The sequence below is a fragment of the Halarchaeum rubridurum genome, assembly GCF_014647115.1.
Classification (GTDB): domain Archaea; phylum Halobacteriota; class Halobacteria; order Halobacteriales; family Halobacteriaceae; genus Halarchaeum; species Halarchaeum rubridurum.
Window position 1 is genome coordinate 296,568 of sequence record NZ_BMOO01000003.1, and the last position, 21,283, is coordinate 317,850.

The 21,283-nt window shown below is 64.5% G+C and carries 17 protein-coding genes and 5 pseudogenes; 4 read left to right on the forward strand and 18 right to left on the reverse strand.

All coding sequences use genetic code 11. The features are described 5' to 3' along the window. Position 1 precedes the first annotated feature (1 nt). The 5 genes from IEX84_RS07720 to IEX84_RS07740 form a co-directional block, all read right to left on the reverse strand. Positions 2–1,156 (reverse strand): sugar phosphate nucleotidyltransferase, encoded by a 1,155-nt coding sequence (locus IEX84_RS07720; protein WP_188871544.1) that lies wholly within the window; start codon positions 1,154–1,156, stop codon positions 2–4. Then, the gene (locus IEX84_RS07725; RefSeq protein ID WP_188871546.1) at positions 1,153–2,100 is read right to left on the reverse strand and encodes an NAD-dependent epimerase/dehydratase family protein; all 948 of its coding nucleotides are present in this window, start codon (positions 2,098–2,100) and stop codon (positions 1,153–1,155) included. Before IEX84_RS07725 ends, IEX84_RS07720 begins: the two co-directional genes overlap by 4 nt. Continuing rightward, on the reverse strand, positions 2,097–2,990 hold the full coding sequence (locus IEX84_RS07730; RefSeq protein WP_188871965.1) for an NAD-dependent epimerase/dehydratase family protein: 894 nt from the start codon (positions 2,988–2,990) through the stop codon (positions 2,097–2,099). The genes IEX84_RS07725 and IEX84_RS07730 overlap by 4 nt, the downstream gene beginning before the upstream one ends. Continuing rightward, positions 2,986–4,128 carry an NAD-dependent epimerase/dehydratase family protein gene (locus tag IEX84_RS07735; protein WP_188871548.1) on the reverse strand — a complete coding sequence of 381 codons (1,143 nt, stop codon included), beginning with the start codon at positions 4,126–4,128 and terminating at the stop codon, positions 2,986–2,988. The genes IEX84_RS07730 and IEX84_RS07735 overlap by 5 nt, the downstream gene beginning before the upstream one ends. 67 nt (positions 4,129–4,195) lie before the next feature. Further along, the gene (locus IEX84_RS07740) at positions 4,196–5,056 is read right to left on the reverse strand and encodes a TrmB family transcriptional regulator (RefSeq protein WP_188871550.1); all 861 of its coding nucleotides are present in this window, start codon (positions 5,054–5,056) and stop codon (positions 4,196–4,198) included. A gap of 242 nt (positions 5,057–5,298) precedes the next feature. On the opposite strand from IEX84_RS07740, the gene aglJ reads away from it, so the two are divergent. Together aglJ and IEX84_RS14955 are read left to right on the forward strand one after the other, a co-directional pair. After that, a complete protein-coding gene (aglJ, locus tag IEX84_RS07745; protein ID WP_188871552.1) occupies positions 5,299–6,207 on the forward strand; it encodes an S-layer glycoprotein N-glycosyltransferase AglJ in 909 nt (302 codons plus the stop codon). A 51-nt stretch (positions 6,208–6,258) separates the two neighbouring features. Continuing rightward, positions 6,259–6,408, forward strand: a pseudogene (locus IEX84_RS14955) (MarR family transcriptional regulator); the annotation flags it as partial. A 226-nt stretch (positions 6,409–6,634) separates the two neighbouring features. On the opposite strand, the gene IEX84_RS07755 reads toward IEX84_RS14955, so the two are convergent. The 12 genes and pseudogenes from IEX84_RS07755 to IEX84_RS07810 all read right to left on the reverse strand — a co-directional run bounded on the left by IEX84_RS07755 (position 6,635) and on the right by IEX84_RS07810 (position 13,561). After that, positions 6,635–7,069 carry a PIN domain-containing protein gene (locus IEX84_RS07755; protein WP_188871554.1) on the reverse strand — a complete coding sequence of 145 codons (435 nt, stop codon included), beginning with the start codon at positions 7,067–7,069 and terminating at the stop codon, positions 6,635–6,637. A gap of 66 nt (positions 7,070–7,135) precedes the next feature. After that, positions 7,136–7,378, reverse strand: a pseudogene (locus IEX84_RS07760) (AbrB/MazE/SpoVT family DNA-binding domain-containing protein); the annotation flags it as partial. Positions 7,379–7,469: 91 nt separating this feature from the next. Then, positions 7,470–7,868, reverse strand: a pseudogene (locus tag IEX84_RS07765) (hypothetical protein); the annotation flags it as partial. A gap of 47 nt (positions 7,869–7,915) precedes the next feature. Beyond that, a pseudogene (locus IEX84_RS07770) lies at positions 7,916–8,254 on the reverse strand (transposase); the annotation flags it as partial. A gap of 156 nt (positions 8,255–8,410) precedes the next feature. Beyond that, positions 8,411–8,623, reverse strand: coding sequence for a hypothetical protein (locus tag IEX84_RS07775; protein ID WP_209590248.1), 213 nt, complete (start codon positions 8,621–8,623; stop codon positions 8,411–8,413). A gap of 127 nt (positions 8,624–8,750) precedes the next feature. Continuing rightward, positions 8,751–9,227 carry a hypothetical protein gene (locus IEX84_RS07780; RefSeq protein ID WP_188871556.1) on the reverse strand — a complete coding sequence of 159 codons (477 nt, stop codon included), beginning with the start codon at positions 9,225–9,227 and terminating at the stop codon, positions 8,751–8,753. After that, a complete protein-coding gene (locus tag IEX84_RS07785) occupies positions 9,227–9,727 on the reverse strand; it encodes a DUF7342 family protein (protein WP_229732337.1) in 501 nt (166 codons plus the stop codon). The genes IEX84_RS07780 and IEX84_RS07785 overlap by 1 nt, the downstream gene beginning before the upstream one ends. A gap of 391 nt (positions 9,728–10,118) precedes the next feature. Further along, positions 10,119–10,631: a hypothetical protein gene (locus tag IEX84_RS07790; protein ID WP_188871560.1), complete on the reverse strand. Its 513-nt coding sequence runs from the start codon at positions 10,629–10,631 to the stop codon at positions 10,119–10,121. Continuing rightward, complete coding sequence (locus IEX84_RS07795) at positions 10,631–10,933, reverse strand: hypothetical protein (protein WP_188871562.1); 303 nt, start codon at positions 10,931–10,933, stop codon at positions 10,631–10,633. Before IEX84_RS07795 ends, IEX84_RS07790 begins: the two co-directional genes overlap by 1 nt. Positions 10,934–11,217: 284 nt before the next feature. Next, positions 11,218–11,475: a hypothetical protein gene (locus tag IEX84_RS07800; protein ID WP_209590247.1), complete on the reverse strand. Its 258-nt coding sequence runs from the start codon at positions 11,473–11,475 to the stop codon at positions 11,218–11,220. A gap of 15 nt (positions 11,476–11,490) precedes the next feature. Further along, positions 11,491–11,850, reverse strand: coding sequence for a MarR family transcriptional regulator (locus IEX84_RS07805; protein WP_188871564.1), 360 nt, complete (start codon positions 11,848–11,850; stop codon positions 11,491–11,493). A gap of 532 nt (positions 11,851–12,382) precedes the next feature. Next, positions 12,383–13,561 (reverse strand): Fic family protein, encoded by a 1,179-nt coding sequence (locus IEX84_RS07810; RefSeq protein ID WP_188871566.1) that lies wholly within the window; start codon positions 13,559–13,561, stop codon positions 12,383–12,385. A gap of 561 nt (positions 13,562–14,122) precedes the next feature. Between IEX84_RS07810 and IEX84_RS07815 the strand changes: the two genes are divergently transcribed. Beyond that, positions 14,123–15,040 carry an NAD-dependent epimerase/dehydratase family protein gene (locus IEX84_RS07815; protein ID WP_188871568.1) on the forward strand — a complete coding sequence of 306 codons (918 nt, stop codon included), beginning with the start codon at positions 14,123–14,125 and terminating at the stop codon, positions 15,038–15,040. 126 nt (positions 15,041–15,166) lie between these two features. After that, a pseudogene (locus IEX84_RS14820) lies at positions 15,167–16,154 on the forward strand (ATP-binding protein); the annotation flags it as partial. Positions 16,155–17,277: 1,123 nt separating this feature from the next. On the opposite strand, the gene IEX84_RS07825 reads toward IEX84_RS14820, so the two are convergent. Beyond that, entirely contained in the window at positions 17,278–20,757 is a 3,480-nt protein-coding gene (locus IEX84_RS07825) for an ATP-binding protein (protein ID WP_188871570.1), read from the reverse strand. Positions 20,758–21,283: the final 526 nt, after the last annotated feature.

A 21,283-nucleotide genomic window follows, 5' to 3' on the forward strand; every position in this document is an offset into this window, starting at 1 on the left:
GTCAGGCCCTCCGCAGGAGCGCGTCGCTCTCTATCCGCCCATCGACGTGGCTCCCGGTCTCGACGTCGACGCGATTCCCCAGCACCGTGCCGGGCGCGAGCGTCGTCGCACCCCCGACGTGCGCGTTGTCACCGACAACACCTCCCAAGCGCACGTTCTCGTGGACGCGGCCGTTCACCGCGACATTGGTCTCACCACCTTCGACGGTGACGTTCGGGCCGACGGTCGCGTTCTCGCCGACGACGGCGTCGCGGACGACTGCACCCGCACCAATCGTCGCATCCGGCAGCACGACGCTGTTCGCCACGACGGCGTTCGCGCCCACGGTGACGCTGTCGCCGAGCGCCGTGCCCGTGAGGATGCGCGCGCCCGGCCTGACGCGGACGTCGTCGCCCACCGCGACGTCGCCGACGACGCTCGCCTCTGCGTCGACGTGCGCCGACTCCGCAGTCGCGGCCTCGACGAGTGAGGCGTTGACCCGCAGCAGGTCCCAGAGGTACGAGACGTCGATCCATCGACCGTCGAGCATCACCGCGTCGACCGCGCTCTCGCCGGCGAGGCGTTCGAGTGTGTCCGTCACGGCGAGTTCGCCCTCCGCCGTCGTCTCCCGGAGCGCGTCGAAGATCGAGGGACCGAAACCGTAGATTCCCGCATTTACGACATCCGATGGTGCGGCGTGACGCGGTGGCTTCTCCACGATGTCGACGACGCTGTCCCCCTCTAAGCTGACGACGCCGTAGTCGCTCGGCCGCGACGCGCGCGCGACCGCGAGCGTCGTCTCGCCCGTCTCGCGGAGCGCGTCCGCGACGCGCGCGATGTCGTCGCTCTCGACGATCCGGTCGCCGTTGAGCGCGACGAACGGCCCCTCGACGAACGACTCGGCCTGCAGGACCGCGTGGCCGGTGCCGAGCTGCTTCTCCTGGGTCGCGTACTCGATGTCGACGCCCCAGTCGTCGCCGTCACCGAAGTAGCTCTGGATGCGCTCACGTCGGTAGCCGACGACGAGGACGACCTCGTCGATGCCGGCGTCGCGGACCGCGGTGACGACGTGTTCGAGCAGCGGGCGGTTCGCCACGCGGAGCATCGGCTTCGGTCGCGTCTCGGTCAGGGGCCGCAGACGCGTGCCCTCCCCGGCCGCGAGTATCACGGCTTTCATTCCGCTAATAGCTCCCTCACGGTGTCCTCGACGGTGTGCTCGGCCTCGAAGCCGATGGTTTCGCGGGCCGTGGACGTGTCCACGGTGAAGTCCTCGCCCGCGGCCTCCGACCCGCGCGGATTCTCGACGACTTCGACGTCGACGTCCGTCCCCCGAACGTCGGCGGCGGCCTCCTGTACGAGCTCCGCGATTTCGAGGATGGAGTGTTCCTCGCCGCTGGCGATGGGGAGCGTCGTCGCACCGGGTTCGGCGTCGAGCAGCGTCTCCAGCGAGCGCGGGTACGCCCGCGCGACGTCTTTCACGTGGACGAAGTCGCGGGACTGCGTGCCGGGGGCATGAACTTCGAGGGTCTCCCCTCGCTTTGCGCGGTCGACGAAGATGTTGATGACGGTGTTCTTCCCGATGCTCCGCCCGTTCAGTTCGTGGTGGCCGTAGAGGTTCGACTTCATGAAGACGTGCGCGGGGAACTCCCCGTTCGCGAGGTCGTGCACGTCGTCCTCGCTCATCTTCTTCGTCAGCCCGTAGTGGTTCACGGGTGCACGGGGGTGGTCGGCAGTAATGGGGAACTCGGTGGGTTCGCCGACGATGGCCATGCTGCACGGGAAGACGAGCGGGAGGCCGCGCTCGCGGGCGAACCACGCCACCGTCTCGGTGCCACCGACGTTCACGTCGAAGGCCTCGGCCTCGTCGTCCGCGCAGGACTGGACGCCGCTGACGGCGGCGAGGTGCATCACGGCGTCGACGTCGTCGAAGGCCTCGCGGAGCGCGTCGCCGTCGCGGACGTCGAGGTCTCGGACTGTGCAGCCGTCGATATCGGTGACGTCACCGTTCCGGAAGTCGTCCACGGGGACGACGTCGTGGTCGCGGGCGAGCAGTTCTCGCGTGACGCGCGACCCGATGTAGCCGGCAGCACCGGTGACGCCGATGGTGTGTGTCTCGGTCATGTCTGGAAGTGGGCGGCGAGGTCGGTTATCCCGTCGCGGAGGTCGTGGGCCGGGTCGAAGTCGCGTTCGCGCATCCGGTCGAAGCGGACGTGGTAGGATGGCCCCGGGTCCTTTCCTTCGAGGTAGTCGGTCTCGACGTCTCGCCCGACGACGTCGGCGACGGCCTCCGCTATCTCCTCGATACGGAAGTTGTCGAGGCCGACGTTATAGGTACCGGCGGGCCAGTCGAGAGCGGCCGCGAACGCCCGCGCGGCGTCCCGGACGTGGAGGAACGGCCGCCAGTTCGTCCCGTCGCCGTACACCGTGAGCGGTTCGTCCGCGAGCGCCCGGAAGACGAACGAGTTCAAGACGAGGTTGAAGCGGACGCCAGGTGAGTAACCGAAGTTCGTCGCGAGTCGCAGGCTCACGTCGGTGAAATCGCGCTCGGAGACGATGTCCTCGCAGGCGAGCTTCGACTCCGCGTAGGGGTTGCCGGGTGCGGGGTCGGACGTCTCGTCGAGGTCGTCGTCGTACGCGTCGCCGTAGACGTTACACGACGAGGAGAGGACGACGGTCTCGACGCCCGCCGCCTCGGCGGCGTCCGCGACGACTTCCGTGCCCTGGACGTTGACGTCCTCGACGCGCTCGCGCATCTCGTGGGACTGCGACGCGCCCGTGATGGCGGCGAGGTGGACAACCGCGTCGACGTCGACCATCGCGTCCGCGACGTCGTCGGCGTCGCGGATGTCGCCACGGTGGAAGTCGATGTCGGGGAGCGACGTCCCCATCAGGTTCCGCGGCGTCGAGAGGGAGAAGTCGTCGAGGACGCGGACGTCGTGCCCCGCCTCGACGAGTCGCGGGACGAGCGCGCTCCCGACGTAGCCCGCGCCGCCGGTGACGAGAACGTTAATCGGAGAGCACCCCGGGGAGGAAGCGGTCCTCGTGGGCGGCGATCCGGTCGTCGTGTTCGACGAGGGTGGCGAGCACCTGCCGGACGCCCGCTTCGAGGCCCATCTCGTCGTCGACGAGCCCGCGGAAGTTCTCGTTGTCCATCTCCATCTTGTGTTCCTCGTCCTCCTCACGCGGGTTCTCGTAGTGTTTCACCTCGGCGTCGAGGTCGAACTCCGCGCCGACCTCGGCGATGGTCTCGGCGAGTTCGACGATGGCGACGGGACGGTTCACCTGATTGTAGACGGTGACACCCGTCTCGTCCTCGGGGCCGTCCTCGACGAGCGAGACGAGGCTCTCGACGGTGTCCTCGAGGGTCACCATCGGCTTGCGCTGCTCGCCCTTCCCGTACACCGTGATGGGGTAGCCGGCGACGGCCTGCGCGCAAAAGCGGTTGACGACGGTGCCGAAGTAGTAGTCGAAGTCGAAACGCGTCGGCGCGTCGTGCGCGCGGGTCTCCTCCGTCTCGGTTCCGAAGACGATGGCGGTACGGACGTCGCTTATCGGCATGTCCCACTCGCTGCTCGCGAGGCGCATGTTCCCGGCGTCGAACGCCTTCGTTTGGTGGTACCACGACCCGCCCATCGCGGGGAAGGGGACCTCGTCGGACTCGCCGCCGTTCTCCATGGGGGCCTCCCCCTCGGGTATCGGGAACTCCGGCGCGCCGTAGACCCCCGTGGTCGTCGTCTCGATGAAGTGCGTGTCGTCCAGCCCCGCCTCGTGGAGGCAGTGGAGGAGGTTGAGCGTCATCGAGACGTTGTTCTGCTGGGTGAAGAGCGCACGCTCGCCGTTGATACCCGCGTAGACCGCGGACGGCTGTGCGGCGGCGTGGAGGACGGTGTCGGGCTCGTAGATGTCGATGAGCTGCTCGACGAAGTCCCGGTCGGCGAGGTCACCCTCGACGTAAGAGAGCCCGTCGACGTCCTCGAAGCGTTCCTCGGGGGAGTCGATGGGGACGGCGGAGACGCTGCCCGATTCGGCCACCCACTCGCGGCGATAGCCGTTGTCGACGCAGACGATTCGGTCGTCGAGGCGCTCTGCGAGGCGGAGTGCGGTCGGCCAGCCGACGTAGCCGTCCGCGCCGGTCAGGAGCACGGTCATGAGTTACTCAGAGTGTGAGTAACTACGCGCATAAGTCTTCCGTCCGTTCGCTCGGCGACGCGTCGCGTCAGTCGAGGACGTCGGCCGGACGGACGGCTTCGTGCTCCCAGACGAGGTCGAAGAACCGCTTGAACCCGGCGACGAACGAGCCGTTGGCCGTGACTGCCGCCTGTCGCATCGATAGCGGCACGTCCTCCTCCTCGACGAGGAGAACTCCTCGTCCGGTCTCGTAGTCCATGCTCGGGTCGGCGAACGTGCCGCGCCACGGAAGCCGTTCGCGGCTGAATCGCACCGCGACACCGGGGTACGTGTCGCGGACGTGCGAGACGATTTCGCGCTGAATCGCTCGATTCGTCTCGTCGAGGTGGTCGGGGTGGAGGAGGAGCACGGAGACGTCGATGTCGCGGTCGAGCGCGTCCGCGAACGCCGCCTCCACGCGCTCGAAGTACTCGAAGGACTTCGTGACGACGAACACCGACTGCGCCGCGTCCCGATAGAGCGTGCGCGTCTCCCGCTCGGAGGGGTCGCCGACGTCGACGACCCAGAACAGTTCCTCGGTCGGCGTGACGTCCTCGCTCGCCCCCTCGTAGAGCGGGACGAACGTGTCGAGGAACTCCTCGCGCATCCCCTCGACGTCCTGTCGATACCGCTCGAAGGCCTGGCGTTCGTTCTCGACCGCGCGTTCGAGGATACGCTCCGGGGACTTCGGCTGGTAGTGCTTCGGGCGGCCGGGGATTATCTTCACGTAGCCCCTATCGGCGAGCGACTCTAGAACGCCGTAGATACGGGCTTTCGGGATACCTGCCGCCTCCGAGAGGTCGGGGGCGGTCGTTCGCCCCAGCGCCAGGAGCTCGGCGAGCGCGTTCGCCTCGTACTCGGTGAGGTCCAGCCGTTCGAGGACGTCGGCTGGCGCGTCGGGTCCGGCCATACCGTACGTGCGGTCGGTCGGCGCAATAGCGTGGCGGTCCACCGCCGAAACCCTTAGGTCCATACGGCAGTTACTCCAAGTATGAGTAACCACGAGGACGCACATCTGGACGACGTCGAGGACGGGGCGGGCTGCACGGAGATATGGGAGCGGCTCAGCGAGAGCCGAACGGAGTAATCCCACGCGACCGGAACGCGCGAACACGCAACCCTTTTTCCCTCTCCCCGTCGCCTTTCGAAGCGATGCCGGACTACTCCGAGGTCTGCGTGCTCATCCCGACGCTCGACGAGGCGGAGACCATCGGCGACGTCGTCGACGACTTCCGCGCGGCGGGCTTCGAGTCGATCCTCGTCGTCGACGGCCACTCGACGGACGACACCCGCGAGATCGCGCGCGAGCACGGCGCGGACGTCATCACGCAGTCCGGCGCGGGGAAGGGCCAAGCCCTCCGCGAGGGCGTCGCGCACGTCGAGGAACGATACGTGTTGATGCTTGATGGCGACGGTACGTATCGCGCCGACGACGCCGACGCGATGCTCGCCCCCCTGCTTGAGGGCGACGCCGAGCACGTCATCGGCGATCGCTTCGCCGACATGGAGACGGGGGCGATGAGCAGGCTCAACGGGATGGGGAACTCGGTCATCAATCGGGCGTTCGCGTTCATCCACGGCTACGACTACCGGGACATCCTGAGCGGGTATCGCGCCTTCAGTGTTGAGTCCTTCGAGCGGATGCACCTCACCGCGGACGGCTTCGCCATCGAGACCGAGATGGCCGTCGAGTGCGCGAAACACGACGTCGAGACGCGCGTCGTCGACATCACCTATCTCGCGCGCCCCGACGCCTCCGACACGAACCTCCGGCCGTTCCGCGACGGCGGGCGCATCATCTTCGCGCTCTACAAGCTCGCCAAGACCAACAATCCGCTCTTCTACTTCGGGAGCGTCGGCGCGGGCTCGACGCTCGTCGGCGTCGTCACCGCGATCTACGTCGCCGTCGAGTGGTTTACTGTTGGTGTTTCACACAACATCATGGCGCTCTTCGCGGCGTTCACCGTCCTCCTCGGGATTCAGCTGCTCATGTTCGGCGTGCTCAGCGACCTCCTCGTCACGCTCCACCACGAGCAGCTCCGCCGGCTGGAGGACGACTGAAGGCGAGTCGCCGGTCTCGTTCCCCGTCAGTCGGTCGACTGCGGCGACACGATCTCCGAACTCGCGACGAAGCTCGACCACAGCGAGAGTTACCTCTCTCGTGCCGTCGCCGACCTCGTCGAGAAGGGGCTCGTCTACACGGAACGCGACGGGCGGCGAAAACGAGTCGTCTTGTCGGATGCTCGCGCCGTCGAGCTCTATCCTCCTGCTCAGCCACGTCGACGTCGACGAGGCGGCCCTCCGAGAGCAGGCGGCGAGTATGGCCTCGAAGCCGAAATCGACGTCTTGCTGCGCTACCTCGAGACGCAGGGCGACGTCGACGACGACCGGCTCCCGGAGTGGGACGAGTTCCAGCAGCTGGCGGCCGACTACGAGGTGCGACTATCCTGAGGCCAAACGTTATCGCCAACCGTAGCGTCAGCCGGCGTCAGTTCGGATCGTAGGGATTCGTTGCTGTATCGAGTCGATAGACATCCTCGACAGCGTCAAAATCGTCGTCAAACGCATACAGGTAGCCGAGTCCCTCGGTTTGCATATACGCGACAATGCAGGCATCGACGAAGGAGAGGAGTTCGTGTTGGCGAAAGAGGGCCTTCCCTGTCGCGAGGGCGTCGGTGGTGAGTGAGTCGATGTGGAAGCGGGCGTTTTCTTCGATTCGATCGAGGAGATCGACGGCTGCGTCGTGGCCGGCGTGGGTCGTGAGGCCGTTGAGCGTTTCAGCGAGTACGTAGTCGAGCACGACTGCCTCCGGAAGTGTTCCATTGTCGATGCCCTGGAGCACGGGAAGCGCGGCATCGTGGGAACCATCCCGCCGGTATGCAGCGGCAAAGAGGACTGTCGTATCGATGAGTGCACGAGGCATTTATTCGACGTCGACGTCACCAGAACGCTTCGCGTTCTGGTTGGCAGACGAGAGCCGTCGGCTCTCGTCGACGCCCCAGGCGTCGTGCTCGCTCGTTACATCGCTCGACTCCTCACCAGCGTAGCCGTCGAAGTCGGCGAACGTGCCCGTTTGCTGTTGGATCACTTGGACCCGAATGCTCCCATCGTCTTCGAGATGCCAACGGAGCTGATCACCATCGTCGATATCGAGTTCACGCCGAATCCGGGCGGGGATATTTGCCTGGTTTCCAGACACCTTGCTTTCGGCGTCAATTCTGTCGCTGCTCATACCTCCCGATATGTGGCCGACCGTGAAAAGCCTAGTGTGCCGCCACACTACCCAGTACCAGAAGAGTGATTCCGACGAAGAGGATGGTGAACTACCTTGGGGTTGTTGGGAGTCGACCGTCTGGTCGGGGAACGCGGCCCCGTTTGATCTCGTGATCGACGCGACGCAGGTGTTTGCAGCCGCCTTCGGGTGAACGCTGCTGCCAGTCGGGACAGGTACACGATTCGTCGATGACGTCGACTTCGTACCGGTTCCCGGACGCGGACTGCACCTCGTAGCGGCCACCCTTCGAGAGGAGCGAGACGTCCATCGCTTCGACGACGGCACGCTTCGTCCGGGGCTCGAGATCGTCCTTCGACTGTGCGTTCTCGTCGACGACCAGTCGGTCGCGAACGTCGCCCGTTCGGCCACCGTCGGGCGCGACGGCTTCCGCAGGGCCACTGAGCCGCTCGTGGAGCACTTTATCCACCGGATGGCCTTCCGGCCACGGATGACATCCTCCCCGGCGTGAATGACGGGGTTTCTTCCGCGGGAGTCTCAGCCGGTCGTCGACTCGCCGGAGGCAACATTCCCGTCGCGGTGGACGGTACTCGGGTTTGTGCGCTGTTCTTTGGGACTTTCGTGAGGGTGTGGTGTCCCCGACCAGTTGTGGTCGTCCCACTCGAACCGCACGGGCCGTGCCATCGACCTGACTGCCTTCTCTGTGTGCCGCTTCAAGAACGTCTCTGACGCTGTGAGGTCGGCGTGCCCCTCGAATCCACACGGACACGTTAGTGTGTCCTGATGTCGTTTCGTTCGGTCTGTTGAACCGCACTGCGGGCACTCTTGGCTGGTCCACGCTTCCGACCGGACTTCGACCGAGATACCGTATTCCTCGAGGGACGTCTCGACGCTCATCTCCGTCACTTCGAGATCGCCGTTGTCACCGAAAGCGGTCTGCTGATGAATCTCGATCGCTGGTTCGTTGTTCGTCACGGAGCGCCCCCACCCCTTCGGAGGCCCGAACAACACCACCGACGCACTCGTCTCTGCCTACTCCTCTCGGAGTTCGGTTGCTCGTTCAGCGAGCTGTCTGAGAATCGGCTGTCGGTTCTGGTTCGCGTTCTCGTAGGCGACGCACCTCCGAAGCGTCTCTATGTCGTGGATCGTCACGATATTCGCTCTAAGTAAGTGGGTGTTCGTCGCCGAGAGACGTTGTTCAGGAGTCAGTCCGCTCGATTCGGTAGGTTCGGCGTGCTCGGTCACGATCAGTCGCCTCACCACTCAGCGGCGACGATAAACTGCCTCAGTAATCAAGCCGGTTTTCGTACCGTGCAGTCACTGGCTACAGCTGAACTTGAGATAGATGGACGACATTCTGTACTCGGTATGGTTATGATTGGTTCGTTCCGGCGTTGATGTCGGCCATTTCCCTTTCGTCGAGTGCCTGTCGCCATAAGAGGTGAACTGCCCGGGCAACGAGATCAACTGGGGAATCTCCGAGGCATGACGTCTCGACGTCGGTACCCGTACTCGACGCATCCGGCGGTGGGTGGAAGTGTCGTTCGTCGGGCGATGCTGGGAAGTCGTGAGGGTGAATATCCCACCGGAGGTTGCGTTCGGACGTATCTGAGTAGTGGACGTTGTAGTCGTCCACGTTCGTCCAGCGAACCGTGAATATGGTTTTCTCCGCCTCGGCGACGCCGTACGGTATCGTGAGCCGGAGCTCTCGGGGATCGAGCCGGTCATCGATTGCGCCCGACGCCGCGGGCTCGATGGCGACGAATGCGTCTCGAAACGCATCGAGCTTCGTCACGTCGATCGCGCCTCGTAGCGTGTGTGACTCCCGGCTCCCGTCGTCGTCGGTCATTAGAGTGCTTCTGCGGCCCCAGTGGCGTCTTCGACCCCACTGAGAGCGAGCGCGACTTCGGCGAAGGCGAGGTTCCGCCGCGTCGTGCGCCACTCCAGGAGCGTTTCAGTGTCGATATCTGCATGGGCTCGAACGGCTTCGTCGGGTGAGTTTGCGCCGAATCGGTCGGCGTACTCTCGAAGCTCCTCGCGCATTTCCAGGACGCGCGTCGAGAGCGTCTCGGTGTCCGTCTCGTCGAGAATACGCCGCGCCTGTTCGAGGGCGAGCGAGTCGCTGGCCCGCTGATAGAGGGTCCCCTTCGAGTCTGGGGAGGCGGTCTCTGCCACGTAGCCATGTTCGACCAGCGAGCGGAGGTGCTTGCGGGCTGTCTGCTCCGACGTGAGGGCGTGCTCGGCGACGGTCGCGGCGCTCATGGGGTCGTACGCCGTGCGCATCACGGACTGCACGCGGTCGAAGGGCGTGGTATCACGTTTCCAGTCCTCTTTGGCGCGCTCGTTCACGTCCTCAAACGTCGGGGCGGGGTCTGGCATCGAACCAACGTACGATACATGAGCATATCACTCTTCGGGATGCTATTCTGACTTTACCGGGGGAATGGATACGTCTCAGCACGCTCGAAACCAACGAACGGGTTTTGCCATCTTTAGTCAGCGAGGGAACCCCGGCCTTTAGGCCGGGTGGGGAATCGCATCACTCGACTACGCTTTCCACTCAATCGGCACTGTCGGAATCCAAATCCCTCTGCGCGTGGAGTAGCATTCCTTTCCACTCGGGATAGACGAGTGGCGGAGCGCGCTTTCAGCTCCAATCCGGCATCAGAGACCGCATCAATCGCTCGACGGAAGAACGCCGGTCGAGGAGGTGCTAAACTAGACAGTGCCCCTCCACGGGTTAGGGCTCTTCGAGCAATGAGCGAGCTCGCTGCACGTAACTGTTCGCGCCCCAGCTACGGGCGTCGCTGATCTCATCGAGGAGTAGCCGCGCATCAGCAGCAGATAGTTGTTCAGTTCGAACGAGAACCGAGAGTAGCGTTGGTGTCGTGACGAGTCGAGTATCAGCGAGTGAGGCGTGGATCAAGCCAAGTTGGTTGAACTCGTCACAGAGGAGGAGCGCAGCATTGAGATTATTCGCGAGCGTGACCGCCGCGTTCTCACCGTCATCGAGCGGAAACTCGGCATCGAGTTCGACCGACTGTGTTGTGAATGCATCCACCCGGTCGAGGACGGCGGACGCGGCGTGTCCATGGATGTCATCGTAGGAGGCGATCTCTTGGAGTTCATCGATGACCGCTGTTGGGACGACGACCTCGTACCGTGAGAGACAGAGTGCGAGTGGCTCGGGGTCGTTGTCAGTAACGATCCCGAGACTCACGAGGGCGGAGGCGTCTGCGATAAGCCGCGACATTATGCGTCGGCGACCTCGTCGATGAAGTCCTCATCCAACTGCTGTTTCAACACTCGGAGGTTTGCCGCCTCCTCGGCGCCGACGAGCGCTTTGAGTTGCTCGAAGGTGATCTCATCGTCGTAATAGGCGGCAGCGATCTCCTGGGTGAGTGCGTCGTCGTGAGCGGCGTCTTGGAGGTACTCCCGAAGCGCGGTCACGAGGACGTCTGTTCGGTCTTTCCCGAGGACTGCGGCCAGTGCGTCGGCCCGGTCGATAAGCCGATTGGAGGCCCGAAACTGCACGCGCTTCTTATCGGTGCTCATAATGTGTACATTGTGAGCCAGCTCACTTAGCCGTTTTCGTGTGTACGATGTGAGCATCATTCGGCCGAGCGTCACTCGGCCACGATCTCCTGCGAAAGTGCATCCTCGTCGGTCAGCGGTCACGCAGCCGATCGCGAGCGGCCGCGAACCGAACGGGATCCGTGTCGCCAGCCGCAGCCATCTCGTTCGCCGACTGGAGCTGCGAGTCGATGAGCCGATTCTGTTGGCGTGACCACTCACTATCGTCGTGCGTCCGAACGTACTCGGCCCATTGCTTGATCATCTCACGCCGTTGCTCCGTGTTCCGGCGATGGTCGTCCCCAAACTCCTGTGAGTTCAGCATAGTAGTCCTCCACTCCAAGCTCGTTGACGTACGTTTCGAGCTGCTCCGTGTTAAATCGTTCCTCGAAGGTCAAGTACAGGTGGAGTGCATCTTCGAAATCCTTCCCGCTGAGGCTGTCTGCAGCTTGTGCGAGTCGGAGTTTGTACGCAATTTGGAGTTCGAGCGGGCTGATCTCGATCTGCCCCTCATCGAATGCCACGGTCTTCGAACGCCGTCACTGAACGTCCTCCATCTTGTCAGTCTGGAGGTCTTCGAGACGTTCCTCACCGTACTGTTCGTCTGCCGTCTCGTGCTGTCGGTGGAGTCGGTAGGCTGACTGGAGTCGTTCCCTGTCGTCCGTAATTGCCCAGTACGGCCGCTTGTGCCGGACGAGCCCGCGTTCCTTCAGTCGCGAGAGGATTGCACTAACAGCATCCGTCTCCAAGCCGAGTCGCTCGGCAATCGTCGCTGCCTTCCACGCCCGGTCGTCGTGCTCATCAAGAAATAGCACGATCCGTTCGGTGTCGTTGCGCTCCTCGAACTCCTCGGGATCGGCATTCTCGAACTCGTCGATGTCGATGGTGCCACTCGACATGCGCTACTGTTGGGACTGTTGGGACATAGACATTTGGTTTGTTTGCTCTTTGGTAATGATGGTTCTGTGTTTAGCGATGCGGGATGAGGTACGCTGCGGGCGTCGCGACGAGGGTCTGCTGCATCAAGGTCCGGTAGGAGCGGACATGGAGTCGAATACGCACTTCAGAAACAGGGGCATCAAGAGCGCTTGAAGAGCTCTGGAGTGATTCTGGGACATCGTCGCGCCGTCGCAGGTCGCCGTCGCGGACACTCACCGAGAGACGTAACCGGCCCCCGTCTCTCGGTTTCGTCTCGACGACCCACCGCATGCGTCGGCGTCGATTGTCTGAAACCCGCATAGTGGGGAGTCTTCGGCGTCGAAGCGCCGATATCGGGATCGCGACGCCGCCCAGATTCCTCGTTCATACTGAGTGAAACAGAGCCCACACAGGCCTCCTTCGGGGGTACAGGCCGAGTATGAAGATTAAGAGATCACACTCCGTGCCAGCGCGGACGGCACCTCGCTCGATGATCCGGTCGAGAAGAGCGCGCTAGTACGTTTGTGGTGGCTGTTCGAGGATGTCGAAGATTTCGCGAGCGCGATACTCCTGTCGGCGGCCTCGTCCGGGAACTTCCTCGAGGACGCCCTCGTCTTCGAGGGCGGTGATCGCCCGATAGGCGGTAGATTGCTCGACGTCGAAGCGTTGCATGACGGTCTTCGTCGTGAGATAGGGCTGCTCGAAGAGTGTGCAGGCGAGTCGATGCTTCGTGTACGCGACGCCGCCATACGCTTCTTCGTACGTCCGGCGGAGGTCGTCAAGGGCGAGCGTTCGCTCGACTGATTCGTGCGCTTGCTGGGCGATACCGCGCACGAAGAAGGACAGCCAGACCTCCCAGTCACCACGCGTTCGAACGGCGTTCATCCGCTCAACGTACGTCGCCTTATTCCGATTGAAGTATTCACTCAGGTAGAGGTTTGGACGCTTTAGATATCCCTGGTCGTAGAGTTGGAGCGTGATGAGGAGGCGACCAAGGCGGCCGTTCCCATCGCCATACGAGTGAATTGTCTCGAACTGATAGTGGAAGAGTCCGATGTCGACGAGCGGATGGTAGCATCCACCCGTCCGGTAGTAGGTGATGAGTGCGTCCATCGATCCATCGACGGCACCCGGGACCGGTGGCAGGAAGTCGCCCAAATGATTCGGGATAGTCTTGTACGAACCGATGGTGTCGGTGTCGACGCGGTCGTCGGGGACGTCTGTGAGGAGGGTCTCGTGGAGTTGATGGAGGAGGGGGACGGTGATCTCGGCGTCGTCGTCGAGGGCGTCGATCCCGTCGAGTATGGCTGCTTCGTAGTTCAACACCTCTTGGGTGTCCTTCGTGTCTGCGGGGGTCCGGTCGTCCGTGGTGGATTCCGCAGTCGGTTCGTCAAGCGCCCGCGTTTCGAGGCTATAAAGCGCATTATAGTCGATGTCGGCACCCTCGATCTCCGCGGACTCCATCGCCTCCTTGCGCAAGAGAGACGTGTAGAGTACTGGTGGGAAGTCGAGTTCGCGACTGATGCCGCTCAACTGCCCCAGCCAGAACGTCGCGTCAGCGAGCGTTTCGTAGAAGGACGCATCGAGATCGAGTGATCGCGATGGAGGCAGTGGCTCGGGCTTGTAGTAGGACTGTCTCCCGTAGGAAACGAGCGTTCCCGGCGCCGAGTCTTCCAGCTCGATGCCCTGCATGCACGTATCCACACTACACGCCGGGCAATCATGAATCTATAGATGGTAAATGCATAGTATCTGGCAGTAGCTGGACACTGAATGCATCACGCACCACGGAATGAATATCGGGTTTCGACAGTGTCTTGTCGTCGACACATCACTAGTCAGCCTCTACTGACCGGACGTAGAGGCTGTTAACGACGCCGAACAACGTCGCGGCCGACCGTAATGTCTGACGAGGAAGTGAAGGAACTGATCTTCGTGGATTTCACTGTCTGCTTGGTGTTGGTGCTTGGACACATCTTCAGCAAGCAGACGTTCTAACTAACTGGCTTTGTGAGGTACTGAGTTTGGACACATTCGGCTCTTCCGCTTCGCTTCCACCTTCAGAGCGACGCGATCACACCACCTTCTGCGGATTCAACAGAGCACCTAGCTCAGAACTAGCTATTTCGAAATTGACTGAAATCAGATGGGGGGATGATGGCACGCGAGTTGCGGACGCCGTCCGTCCGGGTTTGAACGCGAGACTGAGCGACGACGGCCAGATACATATATATCGACCAACCAGACTGTCGTATGCAGGATCAGCGGATTCTCGTCACCGGTGGCGCGGGCTTCATCGGGTCGAACCTCGCGAACCACCTCGCCACGGAGAACGACGTCGTCGCGCTCGACGACGGCTACCTTGGGACGCCGGAGAACCTCGACGACGGCGTCGAGTACGTCGGCGCGAGCGTCCTCGACGACGACCTCCCGACGGACGTCGACGTCGTCTTTCACCTCGCCGCCCTCTCCTCCTACGCGATGCACGAGGAGAACCCCCAGCGGGGCGCCCGCGTCAACGTCGAGGGGTTCGTCAACGTCGTCGAGCAAGCCGTCCAGGACGGCTGTGAAACGATCGTGTATGCCTCGACGTCCTCCATCTACGGCAATCGAACCGAGCCGAGCCCCGAGGACATGGACGTCCACGTCAACACGGGCTACGAGGCCTCAAAGCTCGCCCGCGAGAAGTACGCCGAGTACTACTCGAACTTCCACGACGTCACCTGCGCCGGCATGCGCTTCTTCTCGGTCTACCAGGGCTACGGCGGGAGCGAGGAGCACAAGGGCGAGTACGCGAACGTCATCGCGCAGTTCGCCGACGACATGGCGCACGGCGAGGCACCCGTACTGTACGGCGATGGCACCCAAACCCGCGACTTCACGCACGTCTCCGACATCGTCCGCGGTCTCGAACTCGCCGCCGCGAACCGCCTCGACGGCGTCTACAACCTCGGCACCGGCGAGAGCTACTCCTTCAACACCCTCGTCGACATGCTCAACGACGAGCTCGGGACCGACATCGAACCCGAGTACGTCGAGAACCCAATCCCGGAGGACGTCTACGTCCACGACACCATGGCCGACAGCACCAAAATGATGGAGGCGACCGGCTGGGAACCCCGAATCTCCTTCCACGAGGGCATCGAGGAGGTCTGCGCGCAGTACCAGTAGGTCGGACCCTCCAGTCCATCTCTCACTCTACTTCGTGACGGCGCCGACGAGCTCGCCGGACAGCCGGCTCGCGCCGTGAGCCACTCCTCCCGCATCGACAGTCGCACGCGGAACCGCGTCGTGTACTCGATGCTCGTTCTCTCTGGGTCCAGCGTAAGTACGATGGAGTCTGAAGTATTGGGACACGAGAGCCCGCTCTACGGGCGACGGACTGGTCAACTCGACGTACAACCTTCTCGTTCCAGCAGGCCCGCAACGTCATCACGTACGAACTGGCGGACGCGATTCGCTCCTACGCCGTGACTGGTGGGACGCCGATGCACCTCACGTTGTTCGACTACGCCACCTCGCTATCGGCGAACATTCGCACCCACATTCTGTCGCCGGCAGCGATCCTCTACAACGAGCCCGAGTTCCTGTTGCGGACCGAGCTCCGCAACCCGGCTCGATACACGAGTATCCTGGAGGCCGTTGCGACGGGCCACACGACGCCGAACGAACTCTCCGGTGCGACGGGCATCGATTCCGGCCCGCTGTCGAAATACCTGCAGACGCTCCGTCGACTCCGGCTGCTTGACCGGACGGTTCCAGTCACCGCGTCGCCGAAGCAGTCGAAACGCTCCCGATATCTCGTCGCGGATGAGTTCCTCCGCTTCTGGTTCCGGTTCGTCGAGCCGAACCGCTCCAGTATCGAAGAAGCCCCCAGATCGTCTTGGATGGAACGATCGAACCCGGACTCCCTGACCACGTCGCGACGACGTTCGAAGACGTCTGTGTGGAAGCGACGTGGGTGGCCATCCGTCGCGGCGAACTCGGCCCGTACTCGAAGGTCGGGCGTTGGTGGTACGGCGAAGACGAGATCGACGTCGTCGGTCTCGAGCCGAGCGACGACCGGCTCCTCCTTGCCGAGTGTAAGTGGACGACGGACCCCGTCGGTCTCGGGGTGGCTGAGTCGCTCCGTGAGAAGGCCGGGCGCGTGCGCTGGGGACCGAACACCCGCGAGGAAGAATTTGCGCTCTTCTCGAAGAGCGGATTCGCCGACGGGCTCGCTGACGAACTTGATGACTCGTGGTCGCTGTTCAACCTTGAGGAACTAGACGGGTTGCTCGCGTAGCTCTCGGGTACGCCTTCGAGTGAGGCGGCTTCGAGGGTGTGGTCGAGGCAGTATTGGACGACGCCGCGGCCGCCATCGACGTCGATGGGGGCGAGGTACTCGCCAGTCGCTTCCACAGCGCCGTCACCCCCAAACAGTCCCGTCACGGGAACAACTGCAGAACGTCGCGTCCACATATCCAAACACGACCCCATACGCCGTCTCGCTACCGATTACTGCGGTTTAGGTCCGTCCCAAGCCCCGCGTAATCCCCGCAAGAAGACGTGAAAATCTGGATTCGGTCGACAGACGGAGTGGCTCGAAGCGGTGCGCTGGGGGCGCTCGATGCCGCTGGCGGTCGATGCGGGCGCTTCGAGAGAGCGGGGGTCACGCCCGCTGCGCGTCCAAAATCGGTCGTAGTCTCTCGGTTTTCGATGCGCGAGAACCGGGTCGTTGGGGCGTCGTCGCGCTCGATGCGGGACGGGGTGTGCGCCGTCGAGTCGGCGTCCGCAACAGCTGTTCGTCCGCTGTCTCCTGGCGCTATGGGCGTCGAGGCAGCGGTTTAGGGCCGATATGGGGCCGCGCTCGTGGCGCGACGCCGTCAGCTTACGAGACGCGTTCGGCCGCGCCGCCCGTCGTCTTGGTCCCCTCGCCACCGACCTATCTCTCCCGTCTGCACCCTTTTTTGCGGGGATTCGGGCCGGTTTTGGTTCCGCGGGACCGCTCGGACGACGGCGTCGCGTCGCCGTCGTGGGTGTCGACGGGGATGGCTCTCACGGCGCTTGTCCCTCGCGCCGATGGTGGGTCTGCAGGGTCGCCTGGACGCGCTCGGGGCTCTCACGGTGCTCGTCCCTCGCGCCGATGGTGGGTCTGCAGGGTCGCCTGGACAGAGCGATAGGGCGACCGCCGACCTCCGTCACCCGTCGCTGTCGCGTGTGTCGTCCGGTACGCTGAGCGAGTCGGCTGTGCCTCGGCATCTCGGTCATCCGTCGGCTTCGGGTGGTGTGGGCCGTTCGGCTCTTGACGGTCGGGGGCTCTCACTGGCCGGGCTCGGATCGTGCAGACGACGCGACGTCTTCGGGGGTGTCCTCGTCGTGTCTCGTCGGGGGTGTCCTCGTCGTGTAACGCGAGACGAGGGGATGGGTCAGTCCGTATCGAGGTAGGTGTCGCGGAGCCACTCGACGGGATAGATGGCGGTCAGCCCGGGGGTGTCGATGCGGAACTCGATGGGCGTCGTGGAGGCGGCGTAGGTCTTCTCGACGCGGACGGGACCTTCGGGGGGATCGTTCAGTGCCCGGAGGACGTCGTGGCCGGCGCTGTGCGTCATGACGATCCAGATGGCTTCGTCGGGGTCGCAGGCGGCCATCTTGTCGTAGTCCTCGGGGACGGCGCGCGCGACGTCGTGGTTGATGCGCTCGACTTCGACGGTGACGACGATGTCGCCGTCGTCGTTGAGGCCGGCGAGGTCGAGACGCTGGTTGCCTTCGAGGTCGTAGTAGGGGACGACCGTGGTGACGCGGGAGTCGGGGGCCGCGACGTATTCGCGTTCGAGATACTGGCGGGCGGCCTCGACGCCGAGGACGTGCTCGCTCGACTCCTCGAGGTCGCCTTTGCCGTGGCCGTAGTCGACGCCCTGTCGGTAGCTCTCGCCGATGGCGTCCCGGCCGTCGGGCGTGACGGAGTAGAGGCGGTGTGGGTGGTCGGTGTCGTGTCGGAGGAGGTCGGTGTCGAGGAGGGCGTGTACCGCGTCGTCGTCGATTCCGGTGTACTCCTGGAGGCGGATCATGCTGTCGGAGAGGATGTCGTACTCCAGGGGGTCGTAGCGACCCTGTTGGGCGTTGTAGACGGCTTGGAGGAAGACGAGTTGGGTGTCCGTCCACTCGCTGGCGACGCGTTCTTCGGAAGTGAGCTTGAGGGTGAGCGCGCAGATCGGGATGTCGTCGCGCTCGGTGTCGTCGAGACTCGAACAGCACTCGATGGCGCGGACGAGGCCGTCGAACGACGGGTCGTAGCGGTTGTCGCAGCGCCGACAGCGCAGTGCGTGACTCGCTGCTTCGTAGGCGACGGTTCGTGGGAGGCGTTTCGTGTGTGCGAGCGCGGTGTCGACGCGGACGGTCGCGGGCTCGGATTGCTGCGTTGTTGGGGCGCCGACGACGGTGGGGTCGCGGAGCGTGATGCCGGCGACGCGTTCGGTCCGGGCTTCGAGCTGGTCGATTTCGGCCGCGCACGCGGCGTCGGCGTGCGGGGAGAGCGGTGTGGGGCCGTCGGGGTCGCCCCGCGGGAGGGGGAGGGAGGCGACGAGGAAGGGGCGCGGCTCGGGCGCATCGAAGCTCGCGGGGAGGCTGACGAGCCACTGGCCGCGACGAAGCGCGCGGAGACGATTCGAAACGGCGTTCTCGTCCATCGCGTCCGTCGCGAAGCGCTCGCCGAGACGTCGGTCGACGGCGACGTTCCCCGTGACGACCGTGGAGACGTTGTTGAGGAGTTCGGCGTACACGTCGCGGTCGTGGTCGCGCAACTGGGCGGGGAACTGCGTGGCGAGCGTGACCGAACACCCGAAGCTTCGGGATTGGGAGAGGAGTTGCGTGAGGAGGTCGGAGACGGCGACACTCGCGGCCTCCTCGACGTAGACGTTGACGAGGGGGTGCGTCGCGTCGGGCGCACGACGCGTGCGGCGACGGAGCGCCGTCCAGAGGTTCGAGAGGACGACGAGCGTGAGGGCGCGCTGTGCCTCACTGCGGAGGTCGCCCGTGTCGAAGATGACGACGGCGTCGTCGTCGAGGACGTCCACGAGGTCGAAGTGTGGGTCGTCCGCCTCGGGCGCGTGATTGAACACTCGGGTGAGACGCCGGTCGATGGGAATCTTCTCGATGCGGTTCACGACGCCCTGCATGATCTCGTCGAAGGAGCGAGTGGGCGTGGTGGCGACGCCGGCGAGGAGGCGTTCGAGGTCCGTATCCGAGACCGGGGGTGGCGTCTGGCGGTCCTGCATCCGCCTAACGACGGCGTCGAAGTCGCGGTGCGTGAAGGCGTCTCTACCGTGCACGGGGTCGAACGTCGCCGTGAGGAGATACCGGATGATGTCGGGTGAGCGGACGGCGCGCTCGAAGCGCTCGCGGCCCATGACGTGCGTGAGAATCTCGACGTAGTGATCGACGGTGTCGGCGACGGCGGTCTCGCGTGGGACGCCCGCGGCGAGCTCGTCGCGAATATCGAAGAAGGCGAACGCGGGGAGGACGCGCGCGCAGTCGAAGTAGTAGACGTTCTCCAGCGTCCCGTACGTCGCGTAGTGTGCGCGGAGGTACTCCCGTGCCATCCCGTCGCCCTTCGGGTCGATGAGGATGTCCGCACCATCCGTCGCCGCGTGATTCGCGAGCATCGCGTTGATGAGCGCCGTCGACTTCCCCGAGCCCGTCTTTCCGAACCACGCGACGTGCATCGGCTGGAGCGCCGGCGGGAGGACGACCGGGTCGACGTCCGCGACGCCGTCGTCGTTCAGCGGGACGCCGAGTGGGAGACCGGAGCCGCGATACCGCGCGAGTTGTTCGGCCGGTGGCGTCGGGAGCGTCGTCGCCTCGCCCGGTGTCGGTGCGACCGCACGACTACCCGCGACGGTGAGCGCCGCCCCATCGAGGAGGCAGAAACTCCCGGCTTCGCTCGCGTCCACGACGAGTGCGTCCGGCTTCGGCCGGAGGCGACGCCACCACGAGCGTGTGGTGATCCGCCGCTCGCAGACCGCCTCGAAGAGCGCGCGGCCGCGCCGGCCGGTTCGCGTCGCCGCAGCCACCGTGTAGCAGGTGTGGCTCAGCCCGCCGAAGGCGTTCGCGAGCTCCTCACGTGTCGACGATGCCTCGTCGAAGATGGCGACGCGTGCCGTACAGGTGAAGGCGTGTCTGGCGTCCTTCTCGGCGAGTTCGTCGAGGCGCTGTTGGTCGCCCATCGAGCGCATCGCCGCGGGGTCCTCGGGCGCGCCGAACAGTGCCGTCGTCACCTGATCGCCGAGCGTGTCCTGGTGGGCCTCGATGCTCGCCCGGCGCGCTTCGGCCTCACGTGACCAGTCCGGGAGCGCCTGGAGGAGCGCCTGATAGACCATCGGGACCTCGCTCGCGGCCATCGTCTCGACGACCGCGGCGAGCGGGACGCGGCCGTGTTCGTCGTCGAGGAAGTCCCCGAACGGCGTCAGTTGGGTCTGCCAGTCGTCGCGGCGCTCGGGTCGCCCCTCGAACGCGACGCCCGTCACCGGTGCGTCGGTGTCGCCGAGTCCGCGGAGCCAGCCGGCCGTCCGCTGGACCGTCTCGAACTCGTACGTGTCCGGGAAGAGGCCTCTGAGCGTGTGCGTCAGCGACTCGTGGAGCGCGGGGTCGTCGACACCGAGGTAGTAGTCGATGTGGGCGTCCGGACCACCCGTCGAAACGACGAGAATCTCGATTATCGGCCGCGGCGGCGCTCGAAGCCGCCCGAGAACGCCGCTCGGCGTCGCGCCGCGTAGGCCGTGGAGGCGCTCGAACGCCGCCGTAACGATGATCGTCGAGAGCCGCTCGTCCGTTGGGCGCACACGGAGGTACGGTCGTGCGTCCGCGACCGGGACCGGGAGGTCGTCGCCGCTGTCGATGCGGGGACTCATAGGAGTGTGGACATGATACCTGCCGCCCACACGCTACCCGACAGGATAAGCCGCGCGATCAGGAACGTGCAGTACCTCAGGAACGTGCAGTACCGAGTGTCTCGAACGCCCCTCGGCGGCTCGCGCACGCTCGACGGCCATCTCGCGACGCGAGAGGGGGCCGCGAGCGCACCCGGGCCTCCGGCCGCGAGCCGCCGAGCCCCGTTCACTCCCACCCCGCGTGGATCGTGGAGACGCCTTGACGCTCGGCGTCAGCCCGAGTCTCGATGGCGTTTCTCGCGCACCTCAAAAACGAGGTGCGTTCCACCACGACGACGCTCCGGACGATCCGTACACGAATCGGGCTGCGACCAACGCGTGATCCCCTCGACTCGGGCTGTCGCCGTTAACTGGAATAGGCGCTAAGTCCCCTTCCTCAAGGAGCAACGCAGGGAGCGAAGCGACTGAGTAGCGCAGTAGGGAGGGGATACAGTGCCGCACGGTTCTCAAACACGTTTGTCGCTCGACTCACAGGCCACCCCCTCCT